General features: G+C 43.3%; 13 protein-coding genes. 2 read left to right on the top strand and 11 right to left on the bottom strand.

Features of this window, described 5'->3' with window-relative positions; translation table 11 throughout:
• Positions 1-148: 148 nt before the first annotated feature.
• A complete protein-coding gene (locus ACQY73_RS29645) occupies positions 149-1,048 on the top strand; it encodes a PPK2 family polyphosphate kinase (protein WP_428657791.1) in 900 nt (299 codons plus the stop codon).
• A 10-nt stretch (positions 1,049-1,058) separates the two neighbouring features.
• On the opposite strand, the gene ACQY73_RS29640 is transcribed toward ACQY73_RS29645, so the two are convergent.
• The 3 genes from ACQY73_RS29640 to ACQY73_RS29630 all read right to left on the bottom strand — a co-directional run bounded on the left by ACQY73_RS29640 (position 1,059) and on the right by ACQY73_RS29630 (position 7,736).
• Positions 1,059-1,811, bottom strand: a complete 753-nt coding sequence (locus ACQY73_RS29640; protein ID WP_428657790.1) for a hypothetical protein — start codon at positions 1,809-1,811, stop codon at positions 1,059-1,061.
• A gap of 146 nt (positions 1,812-1,957) precedes the next feature.
• Positions 1,958-6,922: a 3-coathanger stack domain-containing protein gene (locus ACQY73_RS29635; RefSeq protein ID WP_428657789.1), complete on the bottom strand. Its 4,965-nt coding sequence runs from the start codon at positions 6,920-6,922 to the stop codon at positions 1,958-1,960.
• Between the two features lie 406 nt (positions 6,923-7,328).
• Positions 7,329-7,736 (bottom strand): DoxX family protein, encoded by a 408-nt coding sequence (locus tag ACQY73_RS29630; RefSeq protein ID WP_428657788.1) that lies wholly within the window; start codon positions 7,734-7,736, stop codon positions 7,329-7,331.
• 332 nt (positions 7,737-8,068) lie between these two features.
• On the opposite strand from ACQY73_RS29630, the gene ACQY73_RS29625 reads away from it, so the two are divergent.
• Complete coding sequence (locus ACQY73_RS29625; RefSeq protein WP_428657787.1) at positions 8,069-8,983, top strand: Nif3-like dinuclear metal center hexameric protein; 915 nt, start codon at positions 8,069-8,071, stop codon at positions 8,981-8,983.
• Between the two features lie 79 nt (positions 8,984-9,062).
• Here ACQY73_RS29625 and ACQY73_RS29620 read toward each other — a convergent pair whose 3' ends face one another.
• From ACQY73_RS29620 to ACQY73_RS29585, 8 genes are all read right to left on the bottom strand, one after another.
• A complete protein-coding gene (locus ACQY73_RS29620; RefSeq protein ID WP_428657786.1) occupies positions 9,063-10,718 on the bottom strand; it encodes a sodium/sugar symporter in 1,656 nt (551 codons plus the stop codon).
• 110 nt (positions 10,719-10,828) lie between these two features.
• Entirely contained in the window at positions 10,829-11,239 is a 411-nt protein-coding gene (locus tag ACQY73_RS29615) for a GxxExxY protein (RefSeq protein WP_428657785.1), read from the bottom strand.
• 102 nt (positions 11,240-11,341) lie between these two features.
• On the bottom strand, positions 11,342-12,040 hold the full coding sequence (locus ACQY73_RS29610; protein ID WP_428657784.1) for an L-ribulose-5-phosphate 4-epimerase: 699 nt from the start codon (positions 12,038-12,040) through the stop codon (positions 11,342-11,344).
• 4 nt (positions 12,041-12,044) lie between these two features.
• Positions 12,045-13,538 (bottom strand): L-arabinose isomerase, encoded by a 1,494-nt coding sequence (gene araA / locus ACQY73_RS29605; protein ID WP_428657783.1) that lies wholly within the window; start codon positions 13,536-13,538, stop codon positions 12,045-12,047.
• A gap of 4 nt (positions 13,539-13,542) precedes the next feature.
• On the bottom strand, positions 13,543-14,196 hold the full coding sequence (locus tag ACQY73_RS29600) for a DUF6250 domain-containing protein (RefSeq protein WP_428657782.1): 654 nt from the start codon (positions 14,194-14,196) through the stop codon (positions 13,543-13,545).
• Between the two features lie 89 nt (positions 14,197-14,285).
• Positions 14,286-15,923, bottom strand: a complete 1,638-nt coding sequence (locus ACQY73_RS29595) for a ribulokinase (protein WP_428657781.1) — start codon at positions 15,921-15,923, stop codon at positions 14,286-14,288.
• Between the two features lie 34 nt (positions 15,924-15,957).
• Positions 15,958-16,650 (bottom strand): NUDIX hydrolase, encoded by a 693-nt coding sequence (locus tag ACQY73_RS29590; protein ID WP_428657780.1) that lies wholly within the window; start codon positions 16,648-16,650, stop codon positions 15,958-15,960.
• Positions 16,651-16,910: 260 nt separating this feature from the next.
• A complete protein-coding gene (locus tag ACQY73_RS29585; RefSeq protein ID WP_428657779.1) occupies positions 16,911-17,678 on the bottom strand; it encodes a sulfite exporter TauE/SafE family protein in 768 nt (255 codons plus the stop codon).
• Between the last annotated feature and the right edge of the window lie 14 nt (positions 17,679-17,692).

The following is a 17,692-nucleotide window of genomic DNA, read 5'->3' as shown; positions in this document are numbered from 1 at the left end:
GCTCCCTATAAAGAACAGATAATTTCTATTTTTTACTGTTAAACTAAAAAAAAAGAACATCTTAGCAAAAGAAAGTTATCGGATGGCGTGTATTCGGGCCTTTTGCACAAATATATGCCTTTCAGCACTCAAATTTAACCGTTTCACAATGTCCAAATCATTCAAGTCAGACAATTTTCGGTACGATGGCAGCCGGCCTTTCCATCATAAAAAAGCAGCTACTAAAATAAACGACCTCTATAAAGATAAAGCAGATTATGCCTCTCAGTTGGAAGAGTTTCGTACCGAAATTGACCAACTTCAGAGCCTTATGTACGCCCACAATCGCTACGGGCTATTGGTCATTTTTCAAGCCATGGATGCCGCCGGAAAGGATAGCACTATTAAGCACGTATTGTCGGGAGTAAATCCCATAGGTGTAAAAATTCAATCGTTCAAGCGTCCTTCCGACAACGAGTTGGATCATGATTTTTTGTGGCGACACATACAGCATTTACCCCAACGCGGCGATATTACCATTTTCAACCGAAGCCATTACGAAGAGGTCTTGGTTGTTAAAGTGCATCCTGAAATTCTAACGAACTCCCAAAAGCTGCCGAAGGAACTGACCAAAGATTTGGATAAAGTATGGAAACAGCGCTACAATGATATCGGCAATTTTGAAAAGTACCTTTATCACAATGGCATCCGTGTTGTTAAGATCTTCTTAAATATCTCACAGCTGGAACAGGGAAAGCAGCTCATCGAGCGGATCGAAGACCCTACCAAAAATTGGAAGTTCGAAGAAGACGATATTAAAGAGCGCGCCAAATGGAAAGAATACATGCACGCTTACGAAGAAGCCATCAATGCTACCGCTACCGAAAAGGCGCCGTGGTATGTGGTGCCCGCCGACGACAAGAAAAACATGCGATTGATCGTAGGTCAGATCCTGATCGAAGAACTCAAAAACATGAATATGTCGTTTCCGGAAACAACCACTGAGCGACACGCTGCATTACAGAAACTGATCGAAACGATTCACGAGCAGGACAGAAGTGCACAATAAAGGTAGTATGTCAATGGTGAGATTTACCGTATTTTTTCAGTGCTTCGTCTACGTTTATCTTCTTGACTTTCAATAGCTCTTTGCCCATTTTTACGGCATTGTACATATCAATATTGTCGATTTCGGTGGGCTTTTCGTTGAGGCCCACCACGATCACATCAAATGTATACGCCCGTTCGGTGGTCGCAACCAGCCAGTGAATATTGTTTTTAACGTCTGAAATGGACGAAAAGCTACCTGCTTTTCCCGTTTCTTCGATGGTTTGTTTGATCAACATAGCATCGCCTTCATCCCGAATTCGATCATATTGCCGCAACAGAAATTCTCCTTTCAGTACTCTATGGCATGAGGTCATGTTTTGATGACCGTGCGGAATAATGGCACGGTCTTTCCTCATTCCAAAAACCCGCCCGATAAATGAATATTTTTCAGAAATTCCTTCTACTTTCGGCAGTACAGGGTCTTTGGTTACAACGCCCAAATCAGGGTAATTGAAGTTTGAAATGGCTTTCTCAAAATCAATCACTTTCATCAGGTCCTCCAAGGGAAGTTTGTGATAAAACGCATCTATTCTTTGCTGCCACACCGCCGGTGTAATAGAGTGCGTTTTCAGATCCTGACACAGAACGTGCATTTCTCTCAACCATTGGGTGGCAATGGGCTTTACAGAATGCGCAAACAACTGCTGCTGAAACAATGTATCCAGAAAAGCAATACTCGTTAAAGCAGTCAATACATCCTGTGAAAATTCTCTTCTTGTCATCGGTCAAAAGGTTGAAATTGCGGCGTTTGATGCAAGTTACAGTTGGGAATTTTTTAATCCAAAACACGCTTAAAAAATGTCAATCGGGGTAGCCTGTTTACTTTTAAGGCTACCCCGATCGGCATTACACAATAAGTTATTCTGATCTAATTACAGCCTTGAATTATTGCATTAAAACTCCCGCCGGTACTTAAATTTGTCTGAAATCCCGGCGACAGCAGTACAGAATTTTGCCCATAGTAATTGGCCGTAGCTCCATCGCCGATTTTATTAGTGGCGTTGATTTGCAACGCTTTGGCGGTATTGGTCTGACCGGGAGCTATATCCAAAATTGTTGAATATAAACTCAATACAGAGGGGCAGGGGGATGGAAGTTTGTATTTTAACAGTGAGAAATAATTCACTCCGCTGTCATAGTCTGAGCCTAAAAGCGTTGTACCGTTATCAGCGTATAATCTTACATACGTAAAAAGATACGAACCACTGCTCGGCAAAGTTTCAATGCGCAGTGAATCATTTACAACGTTGATCGATAACTTATAATAACTATAAACATTACTTACCGAAACCACATTGATGTAAAAGACTTTATTGTTATACACATAGGTATACCAATCTACATCATTTTTTGAATCGAGACAAACTTCAGGACTTAAATAACTCCCATTATTTGTATGAGTTGCAGATAAATAGGTATTATTCGGTTCCAGAGGGTCACACTCTGTTGTAACAGTAACAGAACCTTCTGACGATATACAGCCATTTACATCAAGACATATCGCTGAGTAAGCAGCAGTTCCGTTAGGTGTAACGGAACGAATAGCCGGCAAGATACCATTATCGATCCAACGAATGGTGCCATTGCAGTTAGATGCCGTTAAAGTTGTACCTTGACCGGGCGATACAGAACTCGGAGAAGCAGTTATTACAGGAGGAGTCGGAGCCAGATTATTTGTAATTGTCAGTATACCGATACTCTTAGGACTTATATATGTAGGGTTGCCTGAAGTGATAACAAACCGATAGGTACCCGTAGGAACGGAAGAAGGAATGATCACATTTGCAAAGGTATAGGAAGAATAACCGGTCAAAGATGCGATATTACTGACCACACTATTTCCCGAAGTTGCGTCTACCAAGTGAAGAGAAAGCTTAATATCAGAATAACAGCAAAAATTTGAAGAATACTTTACAGTTACGCTACTGTTCTGACAGATAGATGTCGACTTAAAATCAACCAACAGTGGACAAGTATAATATTTATTTGATTCTGCCTGACAATCTCCGCTTTGTACCGTCACAAAATATCCTCCGGGTTTGTTGGTTGTCAAAGAAGAAGAGTTAGCTCCCGTAACCGGCAAAAAAGGTCCGTTCGATACCGGTGCATAATACCATTGATAAGTAAAAGCAGGATCTGTAAGGCTCGAAAAAAGGGTAAAATTGCTTCCATCACTACAATCTGTTCCTCCGGTTCGGCTAATAAAAGGTCTGGATATACTGCCTGCATTAACAGTATATGGAGCCGAAGTAACATCATAGCCGTTTGGTCCCGTCACTCTAACGGTGTAATTACCACTAATTGTAGCTGTATATCCACTTGATCCGGAAGACGAAAAAACCCCGTCTCTATACCATTGGTAAGAATAACCTGAAATTCCCTGAGTAGAAAAGCTCGCGGTTCCACACTGTCTTGGGAATGATTCCTGAATTTGCGGAGAAGCAATACACCCCGCAGAAGTAACTGTAAATATATAGTTACTTACGACAGTAGTAAAATAAGGAACGGAAGCGTTAACTCTGATCTGGAAACTGCTGCCTATGGATAATGATGCGGGTATAGGAAGGGTAATAGAATTACCAAGAGAACTAATACTATAAGAGGTAATAAAACCTCCATTGGCAGGGTTAACAAGTGTAACGTATAAATATTTATTACCCGTCCACGTACCCGTTAATGTATAAGGGATTTCAACAGTCCCCCCGGCACAGGCATTTAGATTTGCCGGTGTTGGAAGCACTATTGAAGTACCCACGTCAACGATAACATTGACAGACCCATTCACATTCCCACTGCTGCAACTATTTTCAAAGCCGTATAAACTGTAAGTACGATTCTGCTCGGGTGTCACATTAAGCGTATAAGTTGAATTATCAGTCGTTATCCGACGGATATAGGTACCGTCAGAGTATTGGAATACAAAAGGAGGTTGTCCTGTCATTGTAACAGTCAACGGTACCGTTTGACCTACTGAAATAAATACATTGGAGTTATTTCCATTAGCATTCGTCAGTGTAGCCATGCCACTATTTGAAACAGAGACAGTGGATGAGGTAACCGAGCAATTACCCGTTTTTGGAGTGACAATAACATAGTAGTAACCTGCGAAAACCGCGTTATAATCCGCGGAATTATATCCACTGATGAGAGAGTAGTCGTTTTCACCGATAGCTCTGTAATACCATTGATAATCATAGGTCGCCCCATCCGACGGAGTGGCATTTAGTGTCACTTGACCACCGTTGCATAGGGCTCCATTGGAGGGTGTTATACTTACGCCGGGCATACTTATCGTAACAGCAGTAGCTGTAGAAGTGGAATTATATCCGTTGGAAGTATTGCTTACCTGTACAGTATAAGCCCCTGATTGAAATGCGCTATAAAAACTCTCCGTTGCTCCGACAATACTGTTTCCATTCAAAAACCATTGATATGTATAGCCATTGCCTTGAGGGTATGCATAGAGATACGCATTTCCACACTGAACAATTGAGCTACTGTTTCTAATCGTCGCAGCAGGTTGACAACCTATATTACTAACTGTCAATTGGTAACTGCTTGTAAGAGAATTATAATAAGGTAATTCTGAAGAAACTCTGACTTTGATCAAAGAATTTAGACCCAGTGACGCCGGCAATGTGTAACGAATAGGATTTTCAGAAAAACTTCCCAGGCCGGTGTTTGAAATATAGTTGTTGTTGGCATCTCGCAGTTCAACATAAAGCTTACGGTCATTGGTCCAAGTACCTGTAGTAATATAAGGAATATCAATAGTGCTGCCCGCACATACATTTAGGGTACCGGGAGTAGGCAATGTAAATGTTGTGTTTGGGTCTACAATAATATTTACAGAGTTATTACTATATCCCGTATTAGTACAACCGCTTGATAAAATACTTGTCAAATAGTAACTACGGTTTTGTTCGGGTCGAATTGCAATTAAATAGGGACTTTCGGTAGTTGTCATGCGTTTATAACCGGAACCGTCATACATTTGAAATGTCCACGGTCCCTGTCCCGTAAAAGTAGCTTTCAATTGGGTGCCTGCTCCCAAAGGAATGGATTGGCTGCTATTTCCTGAAAGTGTAGTAAGAGTAGCATTCGCATAGTTCGTAACATTAAAAGAGCCTGTTGATGTGCAGCCCGCATTTGTATATACTGCCTGATAATACCCCGTGCCTGAAGCCGTGTAAGTGGCATTGGTTGCGCCGGAAATCGGCACATCGTAATTATACCATTGCCAAGTCCCCCCGGTATTTGTCGTGGTTGCCGTCAATACCGCTGTTGTATTGTTTCCACACAATACAGGATTAGGAGAGGTGATTGTAATCTGCGAGGATAACAATGTAACGGTTTGTATAGCTGAAGAATCACTATAATTGGTAGTGGCATTTGTTACTTTTACATAATAATTCCCCGACTCATACGCATAAAACCCCGATGATGTCGTATTGGGAATGGCTATTCCATTGCGAAACCATTGGTAGTTTGAGTTACTATTGCTGCCGGGAATATTGGTGAAAAGATAAACAGAATTACAAGCTTGATTGGCAGGAGACATATAGACGATTGGCTTGGGTAAACAACCAACATTAGTCACTGTCAGAATATAAGAACTGATGACCGGTCCTGCCACACCGGCGGGTAAAACGGGGAGTACACCAATACGGTATTGGCTAAATGGAGGCAAATAGCTTGGAATCGAAACGCGCAAAGGACTGTCAGATTGCCCGGATTGTGTACCTAATCCTGAACCGTCCGTTTCGTTGATTAATTGTACCGCCAGATTTCGTGCTGCTGTCCACATTCCCAATGTTGTATACGGGATTTCGATAGTGCTTCCTGCGCAAACATTCAAATTTGTTGGAGTCGGCAGTGTAACAGAAGTAGAAGGATCCACTACGACACGAACATTTCCTATAAACTCCCCGGTTGAAATACCACATGAATTATTTCCTGCACTGGTTAATTTGTAACGACGATTTTGGTCAGGCGTTACCACTAATATATAAGGATTTGAGGTGATGTTACTAACTGATTTAGTACCGGATCCATCGCTATACGAAAAGTAAAAGGGACCCGTTCCCGTAAAATTTACCTTCAATGAAGCACTCTGGCCCGGAGTTACAGTAACGACTCCGTTTGGATTATCGCTTTGATCCGTAAGAGTGGCATACGGGACGGAAGCTACCTGAAAAGGGTTAGCGGTTATGGCAGTCCCGTTTTCTGTTACAACCACTCTATAAAAACCGGTTGTGCTTGTGGTCAGACTGTTATTGGTTTGCCCTGCCTGATTGGTATAAGTACAGCTTGAACAGGAAGCATATTGCCATTGGTATGTGTACTGTGCCCCTTGCGGTTGCGCTACCAACGCAGCAGACGTATTGCCGTTACACAAGACGGGATTTGCCGATGAAATGGTTGCGGTAAAAGCAGACTGTATCTCTTTAGGAGGTTTGCCCTTTCCATCCTTTAAGGATTGTGCCCAAATCGCCGCAATTTCAGCGCTGTTGTCAGGACAGGCATTGATAGTTAACTTGGATGAAGTACCGCTTATTTGAGCATTAGAGACTGTCACTGAGTAATTTCCGGCAGAGCGCACAGGCAATGTATTTGCGGTTGTAGTCTCCGACAGTTTTCCATCCAAAAACCATTGATATGAAAGTCCCGGTTCGTTGGGAGTCGCAATCAGGGTCATTTTGCTTCCTTCACAGAAATAAGGTGAACCTGTTTGGTTTTGAAGATTAAGTTGGACATCAATAGACGTTTTTTCCTGAGCAATGGCTGTAAGAGCGAAGAAGAAAAAAAGGCAATAGGTAGAAAATTTCTGCATACAAATGAATTAATATAACTCTTCCGTTGGGACGGAAGAAGGCATTGAAATAAAGTTTAGGTTTTAGACGTACAAAAAATGAAATGGTTGCTGATGTTCTTACTAAATACCGGTAAAGAGTAAATAGTTTGTTTTGACAGTATCAGTTTAAATATGCAGTAAATTTTTAAAACAAAAAATGCTGATCTCTCATTTACGTTTTTCCTTTATTTTATTTATAAAATAACTTACCGACAAGTCACTGATAATGAATCTAAACCTAAGTTATTTCAATACTGAAATTTTTACATTTTCTTTATTTTATCTTTCTATTTTATGCCAAACAAGAAGGCTCTTTGCTTAAATCATTAAACAAAAAACGCCCCAATTTGAAGATTGGAGCGTTCAAAAATTGTTACCGGTTTTCCTAAACAGCAGACAGCACTTTCTTTTGGCTTCTAATTGTAGTGTAGTTCAACAGCTTATGGTAGTATACATAAGAAACTGCCAATATCCCAAAAACAAACAACGGAAAAAGGGTTTGACCATTGCTAAAACCATCGACGACCCCATGACCGATAAATGCCGAAATAAACGAAATCCCGAAGCCTACATATGCCCATTCTTTGTAACGGCTCGGCACAAACGGCAGTACTAAAAGCAAACCGCCGATGACCTTGAAAACCGTCAGCTGAATCCTGAAATAGTCGGGATATCCAAGGTGGCGGATACCTTCTTTAGCGAGCTCAGTATGAGAAGTAAGGGCAGGCATTACGGTGTCGAACAGAAAAATAAAGCCGGTGGCTACCCAATAAATGATTTTGTCCTTTTTCATTTTGTATTTGTTTTTGAATTGTTTGCGAGACTGAAAAAATGATAGATTCACTGTCTTTTGACAGAACAAAGTTGCACATATTCAGTAAGAATAAAAGGGTGCAAAAACGTCAAAGTAAGGGGGTAATTACGCCTGTATTTCGGGGACGAGTTTTTGCTTTAGGCAGTTCATTCTCCGACTTGAAAGTAAAAGAAATACTTCACTTGGAGTTCAACCATTTATTATGTAAAATTGATTCCGGCGATAGTAGAAGTTTGGCCTGTTACACAAAACAAAAGACTTAAAAATCAGTCTGTTATATTTGCTTACTAACTTTACAACTTCAATACAAAATGGATCATTCAGTTTTCAATAATTCTTTCCTTGATCGAAGGAAGTTTATTATCAATTCCGTCAAATCAGCAGGTGTACTTTCTATGTCTTCGCCTTTAATAACAAAAAATATTTTGCCGACAAAAAAACAATTTACGGTACAGGAGATCATCCACCTTATCTTAAAAGAAGGACAATTGCCGATCCAAAAATTAACGGTAGACACCATCAAATCCGGACACGCTGACCAAGTAGTGACGGGAATCGTTACAACGATGTTTCCGACGATTGCAGTGATTGAAGAAGCCGCCAAGCGCGATGCCAATTTCATCATTGCTCATGAACCAACTTTTTACAATCACCGGGATGATGTCGAATGGGTGAAGAACAATTCGGTAGTAAAGCAAAAACAACAGTTGCTGGAAAAACATAAAATGGCCGTTTGGCGATTTCACGATTATTGCCATGCCTTAACTCCCGACGCCATCAGTTATGGAGTGGCAAAAAAAGCCAATTGGCTTCCTTACTTCAAAACCGGAGAAACTATAGTAACCCTTCCCTCTCAATCGTTGCAGCAAATGGTGCAACACCTCAAAGCATCTTTGGGAATTACTCACGTAAAAGTTATCGGCAACCCGGAACAGCAATGCAAACGCGTTGCTTTATTGCCCGGTGCATGGGGCGGTCAACGACACGTTTCGGTAGCGGAGGCCGAAAAGCCGGATGTATTGATCGTGGGTGAAGTATCCGAATGGGAAACGGCAGAATACATCCGAGATGCCCGGTTGCTGGGTTCCAACATTGCATTGATCGTTCTTGGGCATGCCGTCAGCGAAGAGCCCGGCATGGAGTGGTTCGTTGATTGGCTGCAACCTAAAATTGCCGATGTAAAAGTCACGCATTTGGCCTCTAAAGATCCTTTTTTGTGGCTTTAGTACTAACTTTCTTCAACTTCCTGAAAGTTTTAAATGGGAGTGCCCGGCCTTTCGGGAAGTTGAAAAAAGTTAATGAATCCTACCAGAAAATCCAGTAAATCAAGCTAAACGTCACAACCACAGCAATGGCACCGTAACGGAACGAAGGCGTCACCTTGAACCATTCGGGGCGTACTTCAAAAGCATTGGGTTGGTTCTTGCCTTTCGATTGTGATAAACTGATGGCTACGTGTACCGCCGAACAAATCCAAAATACTACGCCCATGCGATTGAGGAATGGAAATTCAGGATATATGTTTTCAATCACGGCCGATAAAGCAATACTTAATACCGCAGCGGCCAAAGCGCCGTTGGCAGTGGCTTTTTTCCAGAAAAAACCCAAGAGGAAAATGCTCAAAATTCCCGGTGAAATATAGCCGGTGTACACCTGAATGTACTCAAACGCCTGCCCAAAATTCGCCAGCAACGGACTTACAATTAAGGCAATAATGAAAGCCACGATGATGGCTACCCGTCCCGTCCAAACGGTTTGTTTTTCAGTAAGATTTTTATTAAAAAACTTATTGTGAATGTCGAGCATATAAATGGTCGAGATACTGTTGGCTTTTCCGGCCAAACTCGCCACAATCGCCGCCGTCAGAGCCGCAAAGGCCAAGCCTTTCAAACCTACGGGCAGCAAATTTAACAACACCGGATAGGCATTGTCGGGCTTTACAATACCGTTTTGAGTAATGCCATTGACAATTGACGTATCGGCGTTTTCCTGAAACAACACATAAGCCGCCAAGCCGGGTAACACAACGATAAACGGCATCATCATTTTCAGGAAGGCCGCAAATAATACGCCGTTACGAGCCGTGTTGATGTCGGCCCCAAGCGCGCGTTGGGTCATGTATTGGTTACATCCAAAATAGTTGAGGTTATTCACCCATTGCCCTCCGATGATGAACATCATGATGCCCGGCAACTGATTGTATGCATCAATGAAACCACCGCGTCCGTCGTGAACCTGGTATTGACCGGGTGTGAAAATCATGTGTAAATGACTGTCCGCTTTTTCACGAATTAAGCTTAAACCTTCCAATACGCCCGAGCCTGTACCGACTTTATCGGACAGTAGATCTAAGGCCAAATAGGTAGTGGCCAAGCCGCCGAAGATCAGACAAACGACCTGAATCACGTCGGTATAACCGATCACTTTCATTCCACCCAAGGTAATAATAACCGCAAAAGTGGTCAGGAAGATCGCGCAGGGCATAAATGCAAAGCCTGTCATTTTCTCTAAGCTCAATGCGCCAAGGTAAATGATAGACGTAAGGTTGACGAAAATGTACAAAAACAACCAGAATACGGCCATGATCGTCGCCAAGCGCTCATTGTAGCGTTTGGCAAGAAACTGCGGCATGGTATATATTTTGTTGTTCAGGTACATCGGCAAAAAATACACCGCCACAATAATGAGCGCTACACCCCCTAATAATTCATACACCGAAATGGCAATCCCTAACTGAAAGGCCTGCCCGCTCATGCCGATAAACTGCTCGGCAGAAATGTTGGAGGCAATGATGGAAGCACCGATAGCCCACCAAGTCAGCGAGCCTTCGGCCAGAAAAAAGTCTTTTGAATCGGCGGTTTGCTTGCCTTTGTGTTTATATACCCAGTAGCCGTAGCTCGATACAATTACAAAATAAATGAGGAAGATAACATAGTCAAGGGTTTCAAGTCCAAGAGTCATAGGGCGTCTTTAGGTTTTGCGACCACATAGGTACATAGAGCACATAGGAAAAACTATTGAACGAAGTTCAAAAACTATGTGTCCTATGTGCCTATGTGGTTGCAGGGTTATTATTTAGGTAATTGTGAAAAGTATTCGTTTACGAATGTTCTTTGTCCTTCTTTAAAAATATTACTTACATTAAAATTGATTAAGATACCTTTCGGTTTTTTAAGAAGCTTCATATATGTTAAAAGTTGGGCATCAAAAAGTGGCAACATCTTTTCAACTGATTTTAATTCAACGATGATCAGGTCTTCTACTAAAACATCATATCGCAAATCACAATCAATCATTTCATTTTTGTACATAATAGGAAAAGATTGCTGATATTCTACTCGTAATTTCTTAGTCTGCAATTCTCGAACAAAACATCTTTCATACACTTTTTCCAATAATCCGGGTCCCAATTCTTTATGTACTTCAATGGCGCAACCTACAATATCACAGGTAAGTAAGTCTAAATATCTCTGTGTTTTCATTCCTATTAGGCTCCATTGCGACCACATAGGTACATAGGGCACATAGAAAAATTTATTGAACGAAGGCCATCTCTATGTGTTCTATGTGCCTATGTGGTTGTATTAGCAGCCCTGCCCATAATAGGCATTTTTGCCGTGTTTGCGTTCAAAATGTTTCATGCGTAATGTGTCTTTGATACGAGGTGTTTGAGGATTGATCTGCAACGTCAAATAGGCCATACGTGCCACTTCTTCCAAGACCGCCGCGTTGTAGACCGATTTCTCGGCGGTTTTGCCCCACGTAAACGGTCCGTGGTTTTGAAGGAGCACCATTTCCATTTCTTTATGCGAAAGTCCTCTGGCCTCAAATACACCAAAGATTTGATTGCCCGTTTCGTACTCATAATCTCCCTGAATCATTTCATCCGACAACACAGGCGCACATGGAATATCCTGATGCGTATGGTCGGCGTGAGTGGTTCCAAAGATGGGAATATCCAATCCTGCCTGCGCCCAAGCCACCGCATACGTACTATGGGTGTGCGTGATTCCGCCGATATCGTCCCATGTTTTATAAAGCAATGCATGCGTTTTTGTATCCGACGACGGGCGCATTTTTCCTTCCACCACCTTGGCATCGTAATCCATGATGACAATGTCTTCGGGTTTCAGAGATTCATACGGAACGCCGCTGGGTTTGATGGCAAAAACGGCTCTATCGCGGTCTACGGCGCTCACATTGCCAAACGTAAAAAGCACCAAGCCCAGTTTAGGCAGCTGCATGTTGGCTTCGTAGCATTCCTGTTGTAATGATCTGTACATGATATTATGGGATTGTACGGTAAGCTGATTCGCTCCAACGCAATTCATTTTTCAATTGGCGAATAGTCGTGTTTTTATCGATCACGACCAATTCTACCCCAAACATATCCGCAAAATCTTCGATGTATTCGGTCGTAAGGTTTTGGCTGTAAACGGTATGGTGCGCCCCTCCCGCCAAAATCCACGCCTGCAAACCTACCTGCATGCTTGGCTGCGGTTTCCAAAGTGCGCGTGCTGTGGGCAGTTTCGGAAATTCTTCGGTCACCTCAACGGCTTCCACTTCGTTGACCAACAACCGGAAACGATTACCCATGTCGATCAAAGAAACGTTGAGCGCCGGCCCTGCGGCACCGTTGAACACCAAACGAACAGGATCTTCCTTACCACCAATCCCCAACGGATGCACTTCACATTTTACGGTTCCTTTGGCAATGGTCGGACAGATTTCCAACATGTGCGAACCCAGCACCATCGGATTGGTCGGGTCGAAATGATACGTATAATCTTCCATGAAAGAATTACCGCCTTCCATGCCGCTTGCCATTACTTTCAGGGCACGTACCATTGCTGAAGTTTTCCAATCGCCTTCACCACCGTAGCCATAACCCGCCGCCATCATGCGTTGTGAGCCGATGCCGGGAAGTTGGCGCATCCCGTGCAGGTCTTCGAAGGTATTGGTATACGCTGAAAAGCCGCCTTCTTCTAAAAACGCCTTCAAACCCAATTCAATACGTGCTGCTTCTACCAACGACTGGCGCATAAAACCGCCGTTTCTGAGCGAATCCATGAGTTCGTAAGTGTCTTCGTATTCCTGCATCAGCGTAAAAATATCCGCCTCTGAAATTTGGTTGATGTACTTGACCAAATCTCCCACGCCATGTGTATTTACCGAAAAACCAAAGGTCATTTCAGCCGCTACTTTGTCGCCATCGGTCACAGCCACTTGCCGCATGTTATCGCCAAAACGCACCACTTTCATCGTTTGCATTTCGTACTTGGCCGCCGCTACCCTGCTCCACACGTTGATCTGTTCAAGCACATCGGCTTGCTGCCAATGCCCCACTACTACTTTGCGGTTCAGGCGCATCCGCGACATGATAAACCCAAATTCACGGTCGCCGTGCGCCGATTGATTAAGGTTCATAAAATCCATGTCAATGTCGTTGAACGGAATATCGCGGTTAAACTGCGTGTGCAAATGCAGTAATGGTTTTTTGAGCACATTCAATCCCCGAATCCACATTTTAGCGGGCGAGAACGTATGCATCCACGCAATAATACCGATGCAATTGGGCGCAACGTTGGCTTCCTGACAAATAGCATAGATTTCATCGGGTGTTTTCACAACGGGCTTAAACACCACACGCACAGGAATTTGAGAGGAATCATTGAACGAATCTGCAATGACCTTTGAGTGCTCGTCTACCTGACGCAGCGTTTCTTCACCGTACAAATGCTGGCTTCCTGTGACAAACCAGACTTCAAATTGTTTGAGCATGTTATTAATTAAATGAAACGACTTTAAAATTATCTATTACTTGCCTCGACTTGGTGGTATTGAATCCAAAATACCCGTTGGTCAAAGGCTCGTCATCCGTGAAACTGAAAAACAGTCGGTCATTGACGTAGACCTGCGTTACTTTATTTTGCATTGTGATCTGAAAATGATACAATTTGTTTGCCGTAAGTAAATGGGAAGCATCTGTATATTCCAGCAGTAATGCCCGCTCGCCGTCTCCGTGGTATTTTAGAAATTGCGTAGTTGTGTTTCTATTTCCTCCGATCTGTGCATAATAAAGGCTTAAAGAATCATCATTCGCGGAAGATCGTTCGGTAAACGCTGCATCATGAGGATTGCCGGCTTGCCAAAAAAAATTTACGTCAGCTAATCTGTCATTTGGTTTTCCTTCAACCAATACCGCACGATCAAACTCGACCGTCCAGTTTCCTGCCAATTTTTTCCTGAACCAAACCGTCGCCGCATCACTTACATCCATCAAAAGCCGTCCGTTTTCCGGTGCAATTCGCTGTTTGGAACCGCTTCGCACACACCACGCAGTTGTGTCCAGCTCACCCTCGAAAGTGTCCTGATATGTCATTCTTTGCGCCATCAAAACCGTTTGAATCAAGCAAAACCCAATCAATACGTAAGGCATAGATCTGTCGATTGAACGTTAAATTAATCATTTCTCAAAGGTTATTTTTCAAGGAACGGCTTACGCACTATACTTTAAGCGATGCAGTATTATAGTTCTTTTTCTACAAAAGCGCCTAATTTCACGTATTTTTGATACAATCGTTGATACACTTCCACTTTATCCGGGTTGGGATGGTATTCGGCATCAAATCCTGAACCCATTGCTTCCTGTGCCGCTTTCATGGCGGGATGAATTCCTGCCGCCACGGCTGCACACATAGCCGCCCCTAAAGCACATGCCTGATCCGAACTCGCTACTTTAATGGGCATATTAAGTACATCGGCCAAAGTTTGCATCACAAAAGGTGATTTTTTGGCAACCCCTCCAATACCAATGACTTTTTTGATGGCAACACCTTCCCGGAAAAATCGGTCAACAATGGCTCTCGAACCAAATGCAGTTGCTTCCACCAACGCTTTGAAGATCTTCACCGCATCGGTGCTCAAATTCATACCCGAAACAGTTGCTTTTAACGTATGATTCGCATCAGGTGTACGGCGACCGTTGATCCAATCCAACGCCACAGGGTCATTTTCCGTAACGGGCAATTTAGCAGCTTGCTCCGACAAATAAGGAATCAATTTTTTACGCAATAATTCTGCTTCCGACTCTCCTAAAAGTACTCTGACGGGCTCCACAATTACCTGTTGAAACCAGGCGTACAGATCACCAAAAGCCGATTGTCCCGCTTCCATGCCCAACATGCCCGGAATGATGGATCCGTCTACCTGACCGCAAATACCGCGAATCAACAAATGCCCGATAGCTTCATTGGGAGCAATGAGCATGTCACAGGTGGAAGTACCCATTACCCGCACAAACGTGTAAGGCTCAATTTCAGCTCCTACTGCGCCCATGTGCGCATCAAAAGCTCCTACGCCGATTATTATATCGGCAGGAATGCCCAGTTTCGTGGCCCATTCTGCCGAGATCGTCCCCATTGCTTCGTCAGAAGTGTATGTATCTTTAAATAAACGCTGGCGTAATCCTGCCAGTTGCGGATCAAGTTTGACCAAGAATTCCTCAGAAGGCAGTCCGTGAAATTCATCATTCCACATCGCTTTATGACCGGCAGCGCAACGTGAACGTTTCAACGTCAACGGATCGGTATTGCCGGTCAATACCGCCGAGATCCAGTCACAATGTTCTACCCACGAAAATGCCTGTGCGCGCACTTTGCTGTCAACCCGCATTGTCCGCAGGATTTTAGACCAGTACCATTCGGAAGAATAAATTCCTCCCACGTATTTGGTATAATCCACATCCCAATGATGCGCCAATTGATTGATCTCTTCCGCTTCGGCATTGCCCGTATGGTCTTTCCAAAGAATGAACATTCCGTTGGGATTATCTCCAAACTCAGGCAGGAGCGCCAACGGCGTACCGTTTTTATCGACCGCCACAGGTGTAGAACCCGTTGTATCTACCGAAATTCCTTTAATATTCCGACGAACTTCATCAGGTACATTCGCCAATGCACCTTTGATCGTTTCTTCCAACCCTTCCAAATAATCCAGCGGATGCTGGCGAAACTGTGAAATTTCGGGGGCGCAATACATCCCCTTTTTCCAACGCGGGTATTCAAATACATGCGTTCCAACGGCTTCGCCCGTGTGGGCATTCACGACCAACGCGCGAACCGAATCGGTCCCATAATCTACTCCAATAACGTACTGATCTTGCATTGTTTTTTTATTTTTTTGCAACGGTGCTATGCATTTACATGACAGGCATAAAGTACCAAAAATTATGAAAGTTGCTTTCGTATTTTTCTTTATCCAAACGGTACATGATCGCCTTTTTTGTGGTCGAATTTGCGTTCTTTTCACCCGTATCCAACAGTATTCCGGTTGACAAAATCTTACGACTGAAATTGCGGCGGTCGAGTTTTACATCATAAATAGCTTCATATAATTTCTGTAATTGGGGAATGGTAAATTGTTCGGGCAATAATTCAAACCCGATGGGATGCAAAGCGGCTTTATAACGCAGGCGTTCGAGCGCAATTTGAACCATTTTTTCGTGGTCAAAGATCAACTTTGGCATCTGTTTAAAACTGATCCAACAGGCATTATGCGCTTTTACCGACTCTTCATCGTGCTTATGAATGTTAATAAGGGCAAAAAATCCTACCGAAATGGTGCGCTCTACAGGATCACGATCCACTTTGCCGAAGGTCTGCAATTGCTCCACATAAATGTTATGAAGCCCCGTCAGTTCGTGTAGAATCCGTTCGGCGCCAACTTCCAAATCCTCTTCGGTATTGACAAATCCCCCCATCAACGACCACTTGCCTTTTTCAGGTTCAAAACGGCGCTTGATCAACAGCAATTTCAGTTCTTCTCCATCAAAACCAAAAATGATACAATCAATGGCCACCAACAGTCGAGTGGAGTGCGCGTATTTATTCATTTTAAATGTGTCAACTAAACACAATAATAGTCGCTTTTTTATTACTATTCAATTATATTCTTTAATTTATTTAAAATGAAGTGAATAGTTAGGTAGTGAAGCATAAAAACGCATCGATTTAATAAAAAATCGTTTAACGCTTAGCCTTACAAATCGCGGGCGGCTCTTTCGGGTTTGAGAACCCGAAAACACCTTGGGCTGTGCCGCCGGGTTCTCAAACCCGGCGCTTGGGATTCTCAAATCCCAAGCAAAAATGCGCCTTATCCGGTAAACATTCTTAAAACATCGTACCCAAAACGAAGAATCAGGCCAAAAACAACGACTAAAAATACGTTTCGAATGAAGGCATTGCCGCGTAAGATCGCCAAACGACTTCCCAAATAAGCGCCCAATACATTACAGACCATCATGGGCAAAGCAATCTCAAAGGCAACATACCCCTGCCACACAAAAAATACCAGTGAAGCAACATCCGCAACGACATTGATGATCTTGGCCACCGCCGACGCCCGCAGGAATTGATACCCGATCACACTCACAAATCCAAATACCAGCAAACTGCCCGTGCCCGGACCCACAAAACCATTGTAAAATCCTGTTGCCATGCCGATCAGCAACGCGTACCATTGCAGACGAACAACCGATACGGGCAGGCTTTCGTCTTGTCCTAAGGTTTTGTTGGAATAGGAATAAATGGCAATGGCTGCCATCAGAAATAAAATGATGGGTTTCAGCACTTCTGCTTTCATGTGGCTGGCGATGGTAGCACCCAGAAATGACATCAGGGCTGTGCCAACGGCGGTAATAAACACCACACGCCAAGGCACTGCAACTTTACGGGCATATTGGTACCCTGCTACGCTTGTACCCACAAACGACGCAAAACGATTCGTGCCGATCACTTGCGAAACGGAGAAATGAGGAAACAAAATAAACAGTGCAGGCACTTGTACCAAGCCCCCGCCGCCAACAATGGAATCTACAAAGCCTGCCAATAAGGCCGCCAACGAAGCAATAAAAATGTCCAAATTTGGTGGGTTAA

Source organism: Runella sp., assembly GCF_965279615.1.
Classification (GTDB): domain Bacteria; phylum Bacteroidota; class Bacteroidia; order Cytophagales; family Spirosomataceae; genus Runella.
The sequence above is the reverse complement of the archived record's forward strand: the minus strand, read 5'-3'. Positions and strand labels throughout refer to the sequence as shown.